Below are 18472 nucleotides of genomic sequence, written 5' to 3' on the forward strand. Positions count from 1 at the left end.
CTGGACAGGCCGGGCCGTCACCGCACATGGTTCGACCGCACATCCGGGTGGACGATCAGTCGGGCCCCCGTGAGGACCGGGCGACGGCTGCCAGCTGGGACCGGGAGGTGATACCCAGCTTGGGGAACGCCTTGTAGAGGTGATAGCCGACGGTCCGCGGGCTGAGGAAAAGCTGGGCGGCGATGTCGCGGTTGGAGGCGCCGTTGGCCGCCAGCCGTACGATCTGGCGCTCCCTGGGGGTGAGCACGCTGAGCGGGTCGTCGGCCTTGCGCGGCGCCGCCGGAACGTCTCCGGTCGCGCGCAGCTCCGCCCGGGCGCGCTCGGCCCACGGCTCCGCGCCGAGCCGGTCGAAGATCTCCAGTGCGCCGCGCAGTTGCGACCGGGCGTCCGCTCGCCGCCGTGCCCGTCGTAGCCACTCACCGTAGGCGAGTCGCGTCCTCGCCTGCTCGTACGGCTGACCGGCTGCCTCATGGCAGCGCACGGCATGCGCGAAGTGCGCCTCGTCCCCCTCGACGAGGGCACGGCAGCGCAGCGCGATCGCGTCGGGTGACGGCTGACGGACGTGCCGCGCCCAGGCCAGATATCGGGCGAGTGGCTCCTTCGCCCGCTCCGGCCGACCGGCACGAACGGCCGCCTCGACCTGGTCGGCGGCGGAGAGGACGGCGATGCCCGTCAGCGAGATGGCCTCCAACTGCCGGAGGGCGGCGTCCGGGCGGCCCAGGCCGAGTTCGAGCAGGCCGAGTGCCCAGCGTCCGATGGCCGCGGCAAGGGCCTGTCCTTGGCCGTCGGCCCTCGCGATGCCCTCCTCGGCGGTCGCTCGGCACCTCTCCACATCCCCTTGGTGGGCGAGCACCCATCCGAGAGAGCACATGAGGTGACTGACCCGGTGCTCATGGCCCAGGTCCACCGCCAGTCGCAGCCCTGCGTCCAGGGCCGCCCTGGCCTCGCCGTACCGGCAGAGCCACCCCTGCGCGAGGCCATGATCCTGGAACGCGAAGGCGAGCCAGCCGATCATTCCGCTCTTCTGGCACTCCGCCACGATCTGGCCGGTGACCTCCTCGTAGTGGACGGCACGGCCCAGTGGAAGGCACAGAGAGGCGGTGAAGGTCAGCCCGGGCACCCCCAGTCCGGCGAGCGCGTGTCCGTCGACCGCCTCGCCCATGAGCCTGATCCCCTCTTCGATGTCACCGCTCAGCAGGCGGGTCAGCCCGAGCGCCCCGCTGACCAGTGGCGAGCCGGTCTCGGGAAGCGCGCGGAGGCTCGCGGCCGCCTCCTCGGCCAGCCGCGCGTCACCGGCGAACCAGGCGCAGCGGACGGTCTCCACCAGTAGCCAGGTGGCCCACTCCGAGGAGCGAGCCGCCACCCGGGGAACGCCGTCCAGGATGATCCGGCCCGCTGCGAGCGGTGTGCCCAGCTCGAATTCGCGATGGGCACGCACCTGGATCAGCGCGGTGATCACGTCAGGGTCGTCCACATCGGACGTGACGCTGTCGGCGAGCGCGGCGGCGCGGCCCATCAGCCCGGCGTCACTCGCCGCCAGCGAGGCGGCGGCCAGCCGTCCGGATCGTCGTACCGGATCGGCGGTGAGCTCGGCGGCTCGCTCGTAGGCGGCCGCGCTCGCGGCGTAGCCGCTGCGGGTACGTGCCCGTTCCGCCGCTTCCCCCAGCTCTCGTGCGACTCCCTCGTCAGATCCGAGCACGGCGGCGGCCAGGTGCCACGCCCGCCGGTCGGCCGCGTCCACGGCGGCCGAGCCGGTGAGGGCGTCGGCGAGGGCCCGATGTACGGCAAGGCGCCGAGTGACCGGCGCGCTCTGGTAGGCGGCCGACCTGATCAGGGGATGACGGAAGCCGATGGTCGTCCCCCTTATCTCGATCAGGCGGCTCCGCTCGGCTGACTCAAGGCCCTGCAGGGAGGCGCCCGCGGCCGCCACCGTCTCAAGCTCGCCGGAGCCGTCCGCCGCCGCGATCAGCAACGCGGCCCGCGCCGGCTCGGGAAGCGCGGCTATCTGTTTTTGGAACGCCTCCCGAACTCGATCGGCGACGGGCATCGCACCCACCGGCGACAATCGTCCCGCCCGCTGTTCCGCGGTGAGCGCGGCAGGCAGTTCGACAAGCGCCAGGGGGTTGCCGTCCGATTCCTCGATGAGGCGTTCTCGCACCTGCGGTGGCAGGTCGGCGGGGAGCAGGGCGGCGGCGGCCGCACCGTCCAACCCACCCAGCCGGAGCTCGGGCAGCCCCGCGGCATGGAAACCCGCGCGGGCGGCGAAGATCATAACGACACCTTCGGCCTCAAGGCGGCGGGCGGCGAACACCAGCGCGTCGATGGACGCCCGGTCGAACCACTGCGCGTCGTCGATGAGGCAGAGCAGCGCGCCATCCCCTGCGAGTTCGGAGAGAAGACTCAGCGTGGCCAGCCCGACCAGGAACCGGTTTTCCGACGCGATGTCGCCCAGGCCCAGGGCCCCGCTGAGTGCGGCGGCCTGCGCATCGGGCAGTGCGCGGATCCGGTCGAGCCCGGTGCGAAGGAGCAGATGAAGCGCGGCGAAGGGCAACTCGGCCTCGGATTCGATGCCGACACCGCGCAGCACTCGCATGCCTTCCGCTCGCGTGGCGGCATAGCGCAGCAGCGCCGACTTACCGATCCCCGCCTGACCCCGAATGACAAGGGCCCCGCTCTGGCCGGCCCTGGCCTCCGCCAGGAGCCGTTCGATGTCCGCTTGTTCACTGGATCGCCCGTACAGCACGGTCAGGAACCTACCGTCACGATGACTGATTCGGGGTGGCGCGGACCTGCGTAACTTCGTGATCACACGCACGTCAGCACCACGAAGGGATCCTCGAAATGGCTACCATCGCCGGCACCGTCAAGACCACCGACGCCAAGCTGCTCCGCTTCGCCCTCAGGCAGGACGCGGTGGGCACGGGCGCCAACGGGGTCGTCTACGTCGTCGTCGCGGCGATCTTCGGCGAGATGTTCGGCCTCCCCGCCGTCTTCCTCTACCCGATCGGCGCGTTCCTGGTCGCTTTCGCGGCCGGCCTGCTCGTCCTCGCCTCACGGCCGACGGTGAGCAAGGCCGCCGTGGGCGTCGTGATGGCCGTCAACATCGCCTGGGTGGCCGCGAGCGCGGAACTGCTCATCGCCGGCTGGTTCCCGCTGACCGGCCTGGGCACCGCGCTGGTGATCGTACAGGCGGTAGTGGTCGCCGGCTTCGCCGGCCTGCAGTTCGCCGGCCTTCGCAAGGCCTCGTGAACCCGCCGCGATCCAACTGAAGCCGGCTTCGTGTCCCGGCTGATGCTTGACAGGATCCGGGCACGCAGCGGCTCGCGTACGTTCGCGACCCGTAGGGTCACAAAATCATTGGACAATGCCTATACCCATGGCGATCGTTGGAGGCATGCAACAGGAGGAGCTCTGGGACGTCGACACCGCCCGGCGCTATGACACGCCGGGCATCGGCATGTTCGCGCCCAAGGTCCTGGGGCCGACCGTGGAGCGCCTCTCCGAACTCGCAGGCGACGGACAGGCGCTCGAATTCGCCATCGGAACCGGCCGGGTGGCCGTCCCGCTCACCGAGCGAGGGGTGCCCGTCACCGGCATCGAGCTGTCATCTCCGATGATCGACCAGCTGCGCACGAAAGTGGACGAAGCGACGATCCCGGTAGTCGTCGGCGACATGGCGACTGCCGTCGCCCCGGGCGAATACACGCTCGTCTACCTCGTCTACAACACGATTTCGAACCTGCTCACCCAAGCCGAGCAGGTCGCGTGCTTCCGCAATGCCGCCCGCCACCTCATACCCGGCGGCCGCTTCGTGATCGAGCTCTGGGTGCCTGAGCTGCGCAAGCTCCCACCGGGTCAGCAGGCCACGGTGTGGCATTCCGAGCCCGGCTACATCGGCTTGGACACCTACGACGTTCTGCGCCAGCACGTCGTGTCGCACCACTTCAGGTTCGATGAGAGCAGGCAGGCTCAGCTGTTCCGCAGCCCGCACCGCTACATCTGGCCGGCCGAGCTCGACCTCATGGCTCAGTTGGCCGGGTTCGAGCTGGAGGCCAGGCATGCGGACTGGGCCGGGGCCGACTTCACCGCCGAGTCGCGTTCCCACGTGTCCGTCTACCGCATCCCGCCGGAGCACCAGCCTTCTCCGAGTACGAAAGCCGAAGCGTTCGTTGACTCTCTCCGACCCGAGCCTTCGATTGCGGCTGTTCCGACTGCCCGGCTGCGCAAAAAACTTGATGTGAACCTGTAGTAGCGGGCCCTGCCTGTTCGTCATCCATGACCACCACCGATTCCGCGACAGGAGCAGCCCGATGAAGTACCTGATGCTGGTGTGCACCGACCCGAGCTACTCGCCCGGCCAGGACGACGGCGCCCCGGATGTGGAGGACTGGGTCGAGGAGATGGACGGCAAGGGGATCCGGCTGATGGGCAACCGCACCCGGCCGGCGAGCGACGCGACCACGGTTCGCGTCCGCAACGGTGAGGTGCTGCTGACCGACGGCCCGTACGCGGAGACCAAGGACCAGATAGCCGGCTTCGACATCCTCGAGTGCGCCGACCTCGACGAGGCCATCGACGTCGCGTCCAGGCACCCGATGGCCTGGGCCGGGATGATCGAGCTGCGTCCGTTCTGGCCGGACGACGAGGACTAGCGGCCAAGACGGACGACGCCGGTGACAGGTCAGATGGAGGACCGGATCGCCGGGATCTACGCCGACGGGTGGAGCCGGATCGTGGCCACCATGATCCGGTTCACCGGCGGCGACTGGGACCTGGCCGAAGAGTGTACGCAGGACGCGTTCGCGAAGGCACTCCAAAGGTGGCCGGAATCAGGCGTACCGGACCAGCCGCTGGCATGGCTGACCACCACGGCACGCCACCGCGCGATCGACCGGATGCGTCGCGCGTCGACCGAGGCGGCGAAGCTACGGGAGGTGGCCGCGATGGACCTGGAGCCGTCGCCCTACCTGAGCGACAGCGAGATCCCCGACGAGCGCCTGGAGCTCATGTTCACCTGCTGCCATCCGTCGCTGAGCCTCGACGCCCAGGTGGCGTTGACCCTGCGGAGCCTGGCCGGCATGAGCACCGTCGAGATCGCGCGTGCGTTCCTGGTGCCGGAGCGCACCATGGGTCAGCGCCTCTTTCGAGCGAAACAGAAGGTCGCGCACGCGGGCATCCCGTTTCGGGTGCCGCCCGCGCACCTGTTACCAGACCGCCTTCCCGCCGTACTCCACGTGCTCTATCTGCTGTTCAACGAAGGATACGGAGACCCGCGGAAGGCCCGGCTGTGCCGGGAAGCCATCCGTCTCGCGCGGGTGGTGACGGTGTTGATGCCCGACGAGCCCGAAGCTCATGGCATGCTCGCGCTGATGTTGCTGCACGATGCCCGGCGGCCGGCGCGCGTGGACGCGGCCGGCGAGCTGGTCACCCTGGCCGAGCAGGACCGCTCGCTTTGGGATCAGGCGCAAATCGCGGAGGGTGCCACGATCTGCGAACAGGCACTACGCCGGCGCCGCGCCGGGCCGTTCCAGCTCCAGGCGGCCATCGCGGCGTGCCACGCGACCGCGCCGGTCGCGGCCCAGACGGACTGGCCACAGATCGTCGGGCTGTACACACAGCTCGCGCGCATCGCACCAAGCCCGATCGTGGATCTGAACCGTGCCGTAGCGATCGGCATGGCCAACGGTCCCGAGGCGGCGCTACCACTGGTCGACGCGATCATCGAGACCGGACAGCTCAACGACTACTACCTGTTGCACGCCACCCGCGCCGACCTGCTGCGACGCGCCGGCCGCACGCAGGAGGCGACCGACAGCTACCGCGCGGCGCTCGACCTCGCCCCCACCGACGCCGAGCGTCGTTTCCTGCGCAACCGGCTGCAGCTTCGCTGACGGCATGCTCGGCCCCCCGCATCGCCCGCCGGGGAATCGAGTCCGGTCAGAGGTCGGACCGCCACCGCCGGGTCGTCGAGCGTGGGAGTACGACCAGGCCACGGGAACCGGAGTGCCGTCCTCGTTCGTCACTACCCATGTCGACTACCCCCATCAAAGGGAGCCTCATGCGCAGCGCGCTCTTCGGGAACCTGGACTCCCAGCAGGTTCCCGCCAACTTCGCCCTGCAGAACCCCAAGATGCTTCGCGTCCGGCTACCGCACGAGGTGCTCGCCAGGCAGGGCTCGATGGTCGCCTTCCAGGGCCAGATGGAGTTCGACTACGAGGGATCAGGCGGGGTCGGGAAACTGTTCAAGAAGATGGTGACCGGCGAGGGCGCCCCGCTGATGCGGGTCAGGGGGCAGGGCCTGCTGTTCCTGGCCGACAACGCCGACGACATCCACCTGTTCTACCTGGAGAACGAAGCTCTCACCGTCAACGGCCGCAACCTGCTGGCCTTCGATCCCCAGCTCACCTGGGACATCCAGCGCGTGCAGGGCGCGGGGATCGCCGCGGGCGGCCTGTTCAACATGACGATCAAGGGCACCGGCTGGGTCGCGGTCACCGCGCACGGCACGCCGGTGCTCCTCGATACCTCCCAGATGCCGACCTTCGCCGACGGTCAGTCCGCGGTCTGCTGGAGTGCCGGCCTACACGTGGGCGTCAACCGAACCATGAAGGTCGGCGCGCTGATCGGCCGTGGCAGTGGCGAGGCCATGCAACTCGCCTTCCAGGGCCAGGGATTCGTCCTCGTCCAGGCGAGCGAGGGCCCGCCGGTGGTACAGGCACAGTAGGCCCGGCTTCATTTCTTGATGTTCGGGAGCGACCTCTCCCACCATGGGCCCCTGAGCATCGTGGAGTATTCGGTACTCCCGGTCAGGCCGTGGTGATGCAGAACAGGTGGCCTTCGGGGTCGGCCAGGATGATCCATTGGCCTTCGCCGGGCTGGAAGCCGGGCTTGGTCGCGCCGAGTGCGAGCAGGTCCTCGGTCGCGGTTTCCAGATCGGCGACCTGGAAGTCGAGGTGGCCATGCTTGGCGGGGTCGGGCCAGCCCGGTCCCCGGTAGCCGGTGACCCGCTGGAAGGCGAGCTGGATCGGGCCGTCGCCCAGGTAGGCGTAGTCGTCGTCGTTGTGGGTGATCTCCCATCCGGTGAGGTGCCGGTAGAACTCGGCGAGTTCCTTCGGCGCGGCGCAGTCGATGATGATCGCGGTGAGCTTCGCGCTAACGGCCATGTCGATGACTCCTTGGTGTCGTCGGGTGCCCGTCCAGCATCCGCTCCCACCCGCCGAGAGGTCTTGAAGATCTTTGCGGATCGTTTCGTCGTACCCCCGGCGTAGTGTCTGCGGCGTGCTGTCAGCCGTGACCCTCGCCGCCCGGCCGGAGTTCACCGTGACCACGGTGGGCTGCCGTGCCGACCACACCCGATGGTCGGCGCCGGAGGCACGTGATGACCATCGCATGGTGCTCGTACGGCACGGCAGGTTCCGGCGGTGGGCCGATGGAAGCAGTGCCGATCTGGATCCGACGACCGCCTACCTGGGCGCCCCGGGTGAGGAGGAACGGTTCGCGCACCCCGCCGGTGGTGACGTCTGCACCTCGGTGAGCTTCGTGCCCTGGCTCTGGGAAGGGCTTTCAGTCGGGACGACGGTGTACGTGGACGCGCGTGTCGATCTCACTCACCGTCGGCTGCTGCTGGCCGCCGCCGGTGGTGACGTCGACTACGCGCTCACGGAGGAGTTGCTCCGTCTCGTCGCGATGGCCGCCGACCGGCCGGTCGAGCGGCTGAAGCCCGCCGACCGGACGCTGGTCGCGGTGGCCCGCGAGGCGATCCTCCAGGGGGCGCCGGAGGCGGTGGCGCTGTGCTCGCTGGCCGGGCTCCTGAAGGTCTCGCCATACCGGCTGAGCCGGGTTTTCTCCCAGGAGATGGGCGTGTCACTGACCCGCTACCGCAACCGCGTGCGCGTCGGCCAGGCCATGGACCGGCTCACGCGGGGCGAACGCGGTCTCGCCGACCTGGCCGCCGACCTTGGTTTCGCCGATCAAGCGCACCTGACCCGTACTGTCCGCGAGCATCTGGGACACACTCCGACCGTGCTGCGCCGGCTGCTGTCGGCCCGCGGGGAGCGGCGGAGCCAGAACGTCCGCTGAGCCGGCAGTGCGTCCGTGATGAGTCGCTACATGCCGTGGCGGTGACCTGGGGCGGTGAAGCGGATCTCGGGTGACGCCTTGGGAGCGAGCAGGTCCAGCAGGCCGCCGCCCTCGACGGTCAACTCCTCGCGTCGGCCGAGGTCAGCGGAGCCGGCGGAAGAAGCCGCGGATGTCGTCGCCGATCGGATCAGCCCGGCGGTCGGAACGGTCGAACGCATCGGCGAACGCACCTGCGTTCTGCACACCGGCGCGGACACGGTCGAGACCCTCGGCGTCTACCTGGGCCTGCTCGGCGAGGATTTCCGCGTCACCGGGCCACCGGAACTCCTCGCACACCTGCGCCGTCTCGCCGGCCGGTACGCGCGAGCGACTGCCTGACGACCCGTTCCACCTGATCACCACCAAGCCCGGCAAAGGGTGGGAGCCTGCGCCAAGTGCCGTCGACCGTGCTCACGCGACGGGCTGATGGTCCACTTTCGGCTCGATGGCCGCAGACAGATCCGTACGGAGCGCGTACGGCACAAAGACGCCCAGCACGACGACGGCGAGCCCCGTGGCCAGGACGAACACCACCCGTACCCCCCATAGCTCCGCCGCGACTCCGGCCAGCGCCGCGCTGGCCGGAATCACCCCCCAACTGAGCACCCGAGACGCGGCGTAGATACGCCCCAGCAACTCCGGCGGCGACAGGTTCTGCCGGATCGTGGCCACCAGGATGCGCCAGATGCTCGATCCGGCCCCAGCGATCACTGCCCCGGCGGCCACGGTCCACACCGGCCCGCCCAGCGCCACCGGCGCCACCAGCAGAACGGTCCCGGCGGCGTCGGCGATCAGCAGCCTGGTCACCCCGAACCGGCGCCGCAACGGCTCCACCACCGCCGCCGCGAGCAGCCCGCCCACGGCCATCGCCGTCAGCATCAGGCCGTACTGGGCTGTGGTGAGATCGAGCGGGCCGGGGCTGACGGCGTACACGACGAGCAGGGCCGTCGCGACCGCCCAGGGGATGTTCATCACGGCGGTGAAGAGGGTCAGCGTTCGCACCACCGGCTGCCGCCACAGGTACCGGAAGCCGGCGACCACGTTGCCGCCCCCCGCGGTCGCGGTCCGGGCCTCGGCAGGCGCCCGGCGCAGGGCCGTCATGGCGAGGCCTGCGACGGCCAGGACGTAGAGGGCCGCGCTCGCGCCGGTGGCCAGGGCGAGGGTGAGGCCTGCCAGCAGGCCCGCGAGCGGTGGGCCGGCGAGTTCGTTGGTGACGTTGATGGTCGCCTCGATGCGCGCGTTGGCTCTGTTGCGACCGGCAGGCTCGACGACCATGGGGATGGTCGAGGTCAGCGCGGTGTCGACCAGCGTCTCGGCCACGCCGAGCAGCACCGCCGCGGCGAGGAGCAGCGGCAGCGACAGGGTGCCGGTGAGGTGGCTGATGGTGAGGCCGGACAGCACCAGCGCGCGGACCAGGTTGACGCCGCTCAGCAGCATCCGGCGGTCGACCCGGTCGACGATCCAGCCGGCGTGCAGGCCGAAGACCGGCCATGCCAGGGTGAGCGCCACCGTCACGGCCGCCACCCCGCCGGGCGAGGCGTCGGCGGCGATGGCGAGCAGTGGCAGGACGAACAGCGCCATGCCGTCGCCGAGGTTCGCGGCACCGGTGCCGAACCACAGCGCGTTGAACGGCCGGCCCAGCGACGGGGGGAGGAGGCGCATTTCTTACCTTTCAAATACATTTGATCGGTCATAGCGTGGCCCGTACCGCCTAACCTGTCAACAGGGTTTGATCGGTGAGATACTCGATGCCGTGACTGCCATCGAGTTGGTTGGGAACGCGCTGTGCCTGGACTTCGCCAACACGGTCAACGACCGTCCGGTGGCTCGGCGAGACTGGCTGGGTACCCCGGAGGAGGCTGTGACCTGGGCCGCGGCGGCGGGGCATCCGATCGAGGAACCGGACGGGCTCGCAGCGGCCCTGCCGGATGCCCGCGAGCTGCGTGAGGCGGTGTTCCGGGTGTTTCAGCCGCTTGCGCAGGGGGGTCCGGCGCCGCAGCCAGATCTTGATGTCGTCGTCGCGCTGCACGGTGACGGCATCGCCCATGGCCGGCTGGAGGAGGCCGGCGGGAACTTCCGGTTCTCGTGGGGTGGTCCGCGTACGGTGCGAATCCTGCTCTGGGAGGTCGCGGCTTCGGCGGTCGAGCTACTCACCCACGGGCCACTGGATCGGCTCGGTGAGTGTCCGTCGTGCTGCTGGTTGTTCCTGGACGTCAGCAAGAATCGTCGCCGCCGGTGGTGCAGCATGACCACCTGTGGCAGCCGCGACAAGTCGCGGCGCTACTACGCGGGACGCTCCTCCTGAGGGCCTCGGTCGGGTGGGGCTTGGTTTCGTTCGCGAGAACTGACCGCACTTTCGCGGACTGATGGGCAGGGCACGGCGAGTTGAGGCCTGTTCCGGCGGCGGTGAAAGGGCACGGGCGAGGGGCGCCCGGTTCGAAGAGGCGTGGCTGGTCGGGGGTGCGGAGTACGATATCCGCGTTGCGGTCGGAGTCCTTGTTCCGTACTCGTGTGCGCGACGGTGAGGTCCTGGTATGGACGGCGGGCGGGCGCAGATCATTGAGCGGGGTGTGCTGACCACCCCGGATGAGACATGGGACGTGGCGGTACGCCAAGGACCATAGGCCTCATGCTCGGAAGGTCCGGCGGTAGGCGTCCGGTGGTACGCCGATCGTGCGGTGGAAGTGGCGGCGCAGTGTCGTCGCCGTGCCCATGCCCGCGGCCGAGGCGATGGCCTCGACGCTGTCGTCCGTGGCCTCCAGCAGTTCCTGCGCGCGGCGGATCCGCTGCGTCAGCAGCCACTGCAGCGGGGTGGTGCCGGTTACCGAGCGGAACTGGCGAGCCAGGTGGCGCGAGCTCATGTTCGCCTGGCGGGCCAGGTCCTCCACGGTGAGCGGCTGGTCCAGCCGCCGCATCACCCAGGTGAGCAGCTCGGCCAGGGGATGGCCGTCCTGGGCGGGCACCGGTGTGGTGACGAACTGAGCCTGGCCACCGGCCCGGTGGGGCGGCACGACCAGGCGGCGGGCGACCACGTTGGCGACCGCCGGGCCGTGGTCGCGGCGGACCAGATGCAGGCACAGGTCCATCGCCGCGGCCTTGCCCGCGGACGTGAGCACGCTGCCGTTGTCGACGTACAGCACATCCGGGTCGACCTGCACCCGCGGATAGCGCGCCGCCAGTTCCTCGGTGTGGGCCCAGTGCGTGGTGGCGCGCAGCCCGTCCAGCAGGCCGGCGGCGGCGAGCACGAACACGCCCGTGCACAGGGAGACCACCCGCGCGCCCGACTCGTGGGCCACGCGCACCGCCTCGACCAGGTCGGCCGGCGGGTCCTCGTCGACGTCCGCCAGGGCGGGGACGATCACGGTGTCGGCGTGCGCCAGCCGGTCGAGCCCGCAGTCCGGCTCCAGCAGGAACCGGCCGACCCGGGCGGCGTGCGTGCCGCACACCCTGACGTCGTACCAGGGGCCTGGCAGGGCGGCCGGGGCGGAGCCGAACACCTCGTAGGCCAGGGCCAGCTCGAAGTGCAGCATCCCGTCGGTAGCGGCGACCGCGACGGAGCGCGGAACAGAACTCATGTCAGAAATTGTACGGGTCATGTCGTTCCGGACACTGGCCCCGATAGGCAGATGGGGACAGGATTTCCGCAGTGGATCACTTCGAGCACATGGGAGCAGGCATGGAATCGGGACGGAACGTGGCGGTGTTCGGCGCCTACGGGCACACCGGGCGGTTCGTGGTCGCGGAGTTGCGCGAGCGCGGGTACGTCCCGCTGCTCCTCGGCCGCGACCAGGGCAAGCTACTGGCGCTGGCGCAGGCCCAGCCGGGGCTTGAGGCGCGGCAGGCGTCGGCCGACGATCCGGCCTCGCTCGACCGCGCACTGAACGGCGCGGCCGCCGTGATCAACTGCGCCGGGCCCTTCGCCACGACCGCCGCCCCGCTGGTCGAGGCGGCGCTGCGGGCCGGCATCCCATATGTCGACGTGGCGGCCGAGATCGAGGCGAACCTTGACACGTTCACGCACTTCGCGGAGCGTGCCCGCGCCGCGGGCACCGTGGTGGTCCCGGCGATGGCCTTCTACGGCGGCCTCGGCGACCTGCTGGTCACCACCGCGATGGGCGACTGGACGGCTGCGGACGAGGCACACATCGCCTACGGCCTGAGCAGTTGGCACCCCACGGCCGGAACACTCGCTTCGGGCGCGGTCTCGGGGCAGCGGCGGGGTGGCCGCCGTATCCGCTACACCGGCGGACGGATGGAACACCACGACGACGCTCTGCCGACCCTGGAGTGGCCCTTCCCGGCTCCGCTCGGCCCCCAGAGCGTCATCGGAGAGTTCACCATGGCCGACGTCGTCACCGTTCCCAGTCACCTGGCCGTCCCGGAGGTACGCACCTACATGACCGCCAAGGCGGCCGCGGACCTGTCCGCTCCTGACGCCTCGGCACCGGCCGCCGTCGACGAGCTCGGCCGATCCGCGCAGACCTTCGTCGTCGACGTCCTGGTCCGCTCGGGCGGCGCGGAACGCCGCGTGGCCGCCGCCGGTCAGGACATCTACGCCATCAGCGCGCCGCTCGCGGTGGAGGCCGTCGACCGCATCCTCACCGGTCGGACCAGGACCATCGGCGTCGCCTCCGCGGGCGCGGTCTTCGACGCCCCGGACTTCCTCCGCGCCCTGTCCGCGCACCTCTCGGTGCACGTCCCGCTCGACACACGCGGCTGACCGACGACCCGTACCGGGATTCAGAGCGTGGTCAGTGCGGTCGACGCCAGCGCCGACTCCGACAGACGGGAGCCCCCGTGGAGATCAACCAGTAGCAACTCGATGAGATCCTGGCCGATTTCTCCGCACTAGGCCGAGCCACCTATCTCTGAACCTCGGCTACGCCGCCGCTGAACAAGACGACCTGGGCATACCCCGGTTCACTCCAGAACTGCCGCAGGTTCCCGTCGCCCTGGTCCATCGGCACCGGGCGCTGTGGACCCACCTCGGCGCCGACTTGATGAAGGCCGGCAGATCGGTATCGTCCTCCTCCTCTACCGCGGTCGCGGCCGGTTCGTCACATTGCCCGCCGGCGGCCTCAGGCGAAACCTGTTCGTCGTCGGTGAGACCGGCCAAGGCGAGGATCCGCCTGGTGGCCTCCTCCTCCGGGCCGGCCACGGACACGGCCTGGCATCCCTATCAGCAGCGCCACTGTCGTGTGGCTAGGGCCAGACAGGCTCTCCGCGGTGCGTCGTCGTCGACAGCACCTGGCAACCCATGCGGCGGACGGCATCGAACAGTGTGACGCGCGCCCGCCCTTCGTCTTCAGCCGGGAAGGCAACCCGGATCTGGTGACCGTAGGCCGTCTCGTAGGTCAGCAACCAGCCGAGGTCCGTGGCTGCGAAATGGTCTTGTCGACAGTCGTCTCCATCATCGTTCGCGCCCCGGTCGGCCGTGGGCGCGAGCGCATCACGGAGAATCCGTAGCCGCTCAAGGTAGGGCAACTCGCCTTCGGACAGCTTGATGTAAACGTGTTCGCGCTCGCGAAACGGCTCGAACCACGGCGACGCCTCGACCTCATCGGGCAATATCGTCGTGGTGATCCGTCCGCTCAACCAGCCGTGGAGGAACTCCACCGCGCCGACGTCATGTGCGTCGTAGCAGACGTTGCGCGAGTTCCAGACCACGACCCTCCAACTGTCCGGCTCTCCGTCGGTCAGCCAGCAGAGCGAGTCACCGTTGTCGGTGTCGGCCCACTCCAGCAGCCCACCGGGTTCCGGATAGAACGGGTACGGGCATTCGTCGGGATACTTCTCACGGAAAGACCGCTCTCTATCCAGCAGCCGCTGTGCGTGCTGGACCAGCAGGTCGTGGGCGCCAAACGGAGTCAGCGGCGTGATGAAGTCAACAAACTGGCCGTGTCCATATTGCTCGATGAGCGTCTTGAAGTCAGCGGGCAGCCCAAGCCCGAGGGCGGCCTCGACCTCACTCCAGTCGCCGTGCGCGTCGACCGGTTCCGTGGGCGGCGACACAAAGCGGATCAATTCCTCCATCGCCGTCATGGCCGGCAAGTGTAGTGAGCCGGCGATCAGGTTTCTCGCGCCCATCAGCGTCGCGTAGGCCGCGAGCTCGGACCGCGGCGGATACCTCGCCGGTGCTGCGTTCCTCACCGGAGGTCGAAAACCCAAGGTCATTGGAAGCAGTTCTGCGAACGGGGTCCATGTGTCAACGACGTCTGAATCTTCGTCGTTGACACTGCTTGCGAATCGGTCCGATCTCCGGCCGTACGGCCGCAAGCTGGGCGGCGACCTCCCCGCGAGTGACCGTGACTGACCCCTGTTGACCGCCCTTAATGGCCCGCTAATGGCCCGACGATCACGCTCACGACCGCCCTGTCCCGGGTCCGCTCGTGGACGGCGGGATCAAGCCGGCCAGGCCGCTCATATGTTGGCAGCCGACCAGCGGTGCCGAGGGTGGATCCCGCGCAGATCTCAGGGCGTGCTGACGTCGCGAGTAGTTCTGTCGGCAATAGCCTGGAGTTTGTCGGGATTGGCGACGTTGTGGATGGCGGTGATGCGGCCGTCAGCGTCGAAGTCGAAGGTGACAGTGGCGATGACGCGACCCGAGCCGATGAACACCATGCCCGGGCCGCCGTTGATCTCGACCAGTTCGGCATTCATGTCGGCAGGCTCGACGCCCTGGTAGGTGACCTTGCCGATGGCTGCGAACCAGGCGGCCACCGTTTGTGCGCCCACGACCGGACGCAATGCCTGGCGGACCTTGCCGCCGCCGTCGGTCCACAGTGTGACGTCCGGGGACAGCAGTTCCATAAGGGTGTTGATGTCACCTCCGGTCGCGGCGGCAAGGAACCGACCGGTGACGTCACGCTGCCGCGACCGGTCCGCGGTAAAGCGTGGCCGCCGGGCCCGCACATGCTCGCGAGCACGATGCGCCGCCTGGCGCACCGCGGCCTCGGAACGCTCCACCGCCTCCGCGATTTCGGCATGGCTGAAGTCGAAGACCTCCCTCAGCACGAACACCGCGCGCTCGAGCGGGCTCAGCGTTTCCAGCACCACCAGCATCGCCATCGATACCGACTCGGCGTTCGTGACGTCGTCAGCGGTGTCGCCACTGGTGAGAATGGGCTCCGGCAGCCACGGCCCCACATATGTCTCGCGCTGGTGCCTGGTCGACCGCAGCCGTTCCAGCGCCAGATTTGACACGATTCGCGCCAGATATGCCTTGGGGTCGGCCACCTGCGAGCGGCCGGTGGCCGACCATTTAATCCAGGCATCCTGGACCGCATCCTCGGCGTCTGCCACGGTGCCGAGAATGCGGTAGGCCACTGAGAACAGCAGATTGCGATGCTGGTTGAACACCTGCTGGTCGTGGTCTGGGGACGGGTGCGTCACCGCACCCCCCGGATACGAGTGAAGCGACCGCCGCGGGGCCAGAACACGCCCGAGGCGGGCATCTTCTTCATACGGCCGTAGGTCGGCCATGGCGAAGCAGTCACTGTCTCCTTATACCGTGCTGCCATGCGGCCGGTCAGATACACCCGTCGAGGGCTGTCGTCGGGGTGGGTGAACTGAACGACCGCGTCATGCCGTCCCAGGCTCACCGGCGTGTGGTAGTAGCCGAAGCGGAACGGCTTGGGCTGTTTGCCGTTCAGCGCACGGACGATCGACACCGCGGCATGCACACCGGTCGGCATGCCTCCCTGGCAGGTGCCGTGCATGACGCCGTAGCCCTGGTGGATCGCGGCCGCGTCACCCACAGCGTACACATCCGGGTGCGACACCGACCGCAGCGCGGCGTCGGTGACGATGCGGCCGCACTCGTCGACGGTCAGACCCGCGGCGGCCGCCAGCGGCGACACCCGCGTACCGCTCGTCCACAGGACGACATCGGCGGCAATGCTCTCCCCACCCGCCAGATCGACCGAATCGGGCAGCACTTTCACCACCTCGATCCCGCTGCGCACGCGGATATCCAGGCGCTCGAGCGCGGCCTGCAGATACGCCTTGGCCTTGGGGTTCATGGCCGCACCGGGCTCCTGCCGGCCCAGAAGCACGACGTTCAGCTCCGGGTGCTGCTCGGCGATCTCCGCGGCCGACTCGATGCCGGTCAACCCGCTGCCACCGACCACGACTGTGCCGCGGCCGAGCCGAGCCAGTCGGTCGGCCAGCAACTCGGCGTCCTGGGCGCTGTTGAGTGTGTACGCGTGCTCCCCAACACCAGGCACCGCCTCCGTGTCGGCCATGCCGCCCAGCCCGTACACCAGTGTGTCGTAGTGCAGCACCCGGTTGTCGTCGATCCGCACAGTCTTCGCGTTCGCGTCCACGGCCGTCACCCAGCCACGCACAAACTCCGCACCCGTGCCCTCAAGCAGCTCCGGGATGCTCATTTCGGCGAGTTGCTGCCCGGTCGCCGTCATGTGCAGCCGCAGCCGCTCGGTGAACCGCTCTTGGGCATTCACCAGCGTTACCTGCACGTCCTTGCGCCGCTTGTCCCGAGCGGCGAGCTGGATCGCTGCGGACATGCCCGCGTACCCCGCCCCCAGAATCAGAACGCGGTGCGTGGCCGCCATGCCGTGCTGTGTGCTCATCGTTTGTGCCTTTCTCGTCGTGCTGACGACCACGAGATGCAAGCTGCCTGCCTGTACGTGACATGCGATCGGTGTGACACGCGACACAGTCGGCTTGATGGCGTTCTCGGCCCACGTGATCAACGAATCCCACCGTGCCGCCAGCACTCCCGCCGCGATGGTCTATCAGCGCGGCTCCAACGACCGTCAGCCGCAGAAGGCCGAATAACGATCAAAGCCCATTTGATCTCCTGCGCTGAGCGCGGCGAAGCGGGGGTGACCCTGGTAGTGAGCTCTGCCGCCGATGCGTTTGGCCTTGGTCACCTGCCCGACCTTTCGCGCCCGGCACTGCTTGGCCTGGACGTCGCGGCTGTGCCGCCGGGCGGGCGAGCCGACCTCGGGCGAACAGGGCCACGACCACCCCCTCGTGGAAACGTCGACGGTTCGGCCGCAAGGAGCTGACCGTCGGGTGTCGCGGGTTGAGGGCGGGCCTACCAGGCGCGGGCGCGGTGTCAGTCGTCGATCGTCTGGTAGAGCATGGTCCAGAAATCGCGGATAACCTGCGGCGCTCATGATCCGGCTCTACTTCCCCGCCCTATCCCCGGCGACCGGCAGGATCGCCGACCGCCAGGGGGCGGGAGTTGGCTCAGCCCGCGGCCTTCCCGCCGCAGAACACCTCCTTGAGGAGCTTGTCCAGCGCCTTCGGGAACACCTGCGCCGGGTCGACTGCGGCGTCCCCGGTGGTGATCGAGGCGGCCATGGTCTTCTTGCCGTCAGGCGTGCTGTAGATCAGCGCCCCGTAGCCATTGTTGCTGCCGTTGTGGTTGAAGACGGTGCCGACGCAGCCCGGGCCCAGGTCCTGCACGTACAGCCCGAGGCCGTAGCTGCCGAAGAGGCCGCTGCTCTTGGGGTGCGGCTTGCGCATCTCGGCCAGCAGCGGGGCCGGCAGGAGCTTGCCGCCCTGCAGCGCGGAGAAGAACGTCTGGAGATCCTCGGTGGTCGAGATCATCTCACCGGCGGCGGAGATCCAGGAGGGGTTCTGGCGGGTGACGTCGATCGTCTTCCACTGGCCGGCGTCCTCATACCGGTAGTAGGCGTGGGCGTATGGCCTGGGCATCTCCGGCGAGGTGCCCGGCACCACAGTGCGCCGCATCTTGAGCGGCCCCAGGATCCGCCGCTTCATCTCCGTGGCGTAGGAGTGGCCGGTGACCTTCTCGATCAACAGCTTGGCCAGCACGTAGTTGGTGTTGGCGTAGCTCCAGTTCGTCCCCGGCGCGAACTTCGCCGGCTTGGACAACGCCAGCCGTACCAGCTCCTCGTCCTGGTAGGTGTGGAACCGCTTGTCCACCCACTCCGGGCCCGCCCAGGGGATCCCCGGCACGATCGTCCCGTCGTCGTAGTACTCGCCGGTGAAGTTGAACAACCCGCTGGTGTGCTGCAGCAGCATCCGCACCGTGATCTGCCGGTCCAGCTTGAACTTGGGCAGGTAGTCGGCCACCGGGGTGTCCAGCCCGATCTCGCCGTCGGCCACCAGTTGCAGCACCAGGGTCGCGGTGAAGGTCTTGGTAGTGCTGCCGATCCGGAAGTGGCCGTTGGTCGGCGGTTTGGCGCTCTGGCCCAGCTTGCGCACCCCGGCGCTGCCGACCCACTCGCCCCGCTGATCGTTCACGCGCATCTGCACCCCGGCGTAACCGGCATCGACGAACTCCTGGATGGCCTTCTGCAGCTCCGGGCGGTCCTGCCCGGCAGCGGCCTTCGGCACGGCCACACCCGCGGTGGCCACCGCG

Annotated in this window: 17 protein-coding genes; 9 read left to right on the forward strand and 8 right to left on the reverse strand. The window is 69.1% G+C overall.

Annotated elements, in window-relative coordinates:
- Window positions 1–55: 55 nt before the first annotated feature.
- Complete coding sequence (locus tag ABZU75_RS30615) at window positions 56–2743, reverse strand: AAA family ATPase (RefSeq protein ID WP_355561598.1); 2688 nt, start codon at window positions 2741–2743, stop codon at window positions 56–58.
- A 98-nt stretch (window positions 2744–2841) separates the two neighbouring features.
- Between ABZU75_RS30615 and ABZU75_RS30620 the strand changes: the two genes are divergently transcribed.
- From ABZU75_RS30620 to ABZU75_RS30640, 5 genes are all read left to right on the forward strand, one after another.
- Window positions 2842–3249: a hypothetical protein gene (locus ABZU75_RS30620; protein WP_355561601.1), complete on the forward strand. Its 408-nt coding sequence runs from the start codon at window positions 2842–2844 to the stop codon at window positions 3247–3249.
- A gap of 145 nt (window positions 3250–3394) precedes the next feature.
- Entirely contained in the window at window positions 3395–4249 is an 855-nt protein-coding gene (locus ABZU75_RS30625) for a class I SAM-dependent methyltransferase (protein ID WP_355561604.1), read from the forward strand.
- A gap of 61 nt (window positions 4250–4310) precedes the next feature.
- Window positions 4311–4652, forward strand: a complete 342-nt coding sequence (locus tag ABZU75_RS30630) for a YciI family protein (protein ID WP_355561607.1) — start codon at window positions 4311–4313, stop codon at window positions 4650–4652.
- Window positions 4653–4673: 21 nt separating this feature from the next.
- Window positions 4674–5891: an RNA polymerase sigma factor gene (locus tag ABZU75_RS30635; protein ID WP_355561610.1), complete on the forward strand. Its 1218-nt coding sequence runs from the start codon at window positions 4674–4676 to the stop codon at window positions 5889–5891.
- 167 nt (window positions 5892–6058) lie between these two features.
- Window positions 6059–6724, forward strand: coding sequence for an AIM24 family protein (locus tag ABZU75_RS30640; RefSeq protein WP_355561613.1), 666 nt, complete (start codon window positions 6059–6061; stop codon window positions 6722–6724).
- An 82-nt stretch (window positions 6725–6806) separates the two neighbouring features.
- Here the strand turns inward: ABZU75_RS30640 and ABZU75_RS30645 are convergent, their stop codons facing one another.
- Complete coding sequence (locus ABZU75_RS30645) at window positions 6807–7163, reverse strand: VOC family protein (protein ID WP_355561615.1); 357 nt, start codon at window positions 7161–7163, stop codon at window positions 6807–6809.
- A 115-nt stretch (window positions 7164–7278) separates the two neighbouring features.
- Here ABZU75_RS30645 and ABZU75_RS30650 point away from each other — a divergent pair, with 115 nt between their 5' ends.
- Window positions 7279–8079 carry an AraC family transcriptional regulator gene (locus ABZU75_RS30650; RefSeq protein WP_355561618.1) on the forward strand — a complete coding sequence of 267 codons (801 nt, stop codon included), beginning with the start codon at window positions 7279–7281 and terminating at the stop codon, window positions 8077–8079.
- Window positions 8080–8133: 54 nt separating this feature from the next.
- Complete coding sequence (locus tag ABZU75_RS30655) at window positions 8134–8457, forward strand: WYL domain-containing protein (RefSeq protein WP_355561621.1); 324 nt, start codon at window positions 8134–8136, stop codon at window positions 8455–8457.
- Window positions 8458–8529: 72 nt separating this feature from the next.
- On the opposite strand, the gene ABZU75_RS30660 is transcribed toward ABZU75_RS30655, so the two are convergent.
- A complete protein-coding gene (locus ABZU75_RS30660; protein ID WP_355561623.1) occupies window positions 8530–9780 on the reverse strand; it encodes an MFS transporter in 1251 nt (416 codons plus the stop codon).
- 91 nt (window positions 9781–9871) lie between these two features.
- Here ABZU75_RS30660 and ABZU75_RS30665 point away from each other — a divergent pair, with 91 nt between their 5' ends.
- Window positions 9872–10423 (forward strand): ABATE domain-containing protein, encoded by a 552-nt coding sequence (locus ABZU75_RS30665; RefSeq protein ID WP_355561626.1) that lies wholly within the window; start codon window positions 9872–9874, stop codon window positions 10421–10423.
- A 322-nt stretch (window positions 10424–10745) separates the two neighbouring features.
- Here the strand turns inward: ABZU75_RS30665 and ABZU75_RS30670 are convergent, their stop codons facing one another.
- On the reverse strand, window positions 10746–11693 hold the full coding sequence (locus ABZU75_RS30670; protein WP_355561629.1) for a helix-turn-helix domain-containing protein: 948 nt from the start codon (window positions 11691–11693) through the stop codon (window positions 10746–10748).
- Between the two features lie 101 nt (window positions 11694–11794).
- Here ABZU75_RS30670 and ABZU75_RS30675 point away from each other — a divergent pair, with 101 nt between their 5' ends.
- Window positions 11795–12838, forward strand: a complete 1044-nt coding sequence (locus ABZU75_RS30675) for a saccharopine dehydrogenase NADP-binding domain-containing protein (protein ID WP_355561632.1) — start codon at window positions 11795–11797, stop codon at window positions 12836–12838.
- 482 nt (window positions 12839–13320) lie between these two features.
- On the opposite strand, the gene ABZU75_RS30680 is transcribed toward ABZU75_RS30675, so the two are convergent.
- The 4 genes from ABZU75_RS30680 to ABZU75_RS30695 form a co-directional block, all read right to left on the reverse strand.
- Window positions 13321–14160 carry an SMI1/KNR4 family protein gene (locus tag ABZU75_RS30680; protein WP_355561635.1) on the reverse strand — a complete coding sequence of 280 codons (840 nt, stop codon included), beginning with the start codon at window positions 14158–14160 and terminating at the stop codon, window positions 13321–13323.
- A 429-nt stretch (window positions 14161–14589) separates the two neighbouring features.
- A complete protein-coding gene (locus ABZU75_RS30685) occupies window positions 14590–15477 on the reverse strand; it encodes an RNA polymerase sigma-70 factor (RefSeq protein WP_355561638.1) in 888 nt (295 codons plus the stop codon).
- A 29-nt stretch (window positions 15478–15506) separates the two neighbouring features.
- Complete coding sequence (locus tag ABZU75_RS30690; protein WP_355561640.1) at window positions 15507–16706, reverse strand: FAD-dependent oxidoreductase; 1200 nt, start codon at window positions 16704–16706, stop codon at window positions 15507–15509.
- A gap of 625 nt (window positions 16707–17331) precedes the next feature.
- Window positions 17332–18468, reverse strand: a complete 1137-nt coding sequence (locus tag ABZU75_RS30695; RefSeq protein WP_355561643.1) for a serine hydrolase domain-containing protein — start codon at window positions 18466–18468, stop codon at window positions 17332–17334.
- Window positions 18469–18472: the final 4 nt, after the last annotated feature.

The organism is Streptosporangium sp. NPDC005286, assembly GCF_040607515.1.
Lineage (GTDB): Bacteria > Actinomycetota > Actinomycetes > Streptosporangiales > Streptosporangiaceae > Streptosporangium.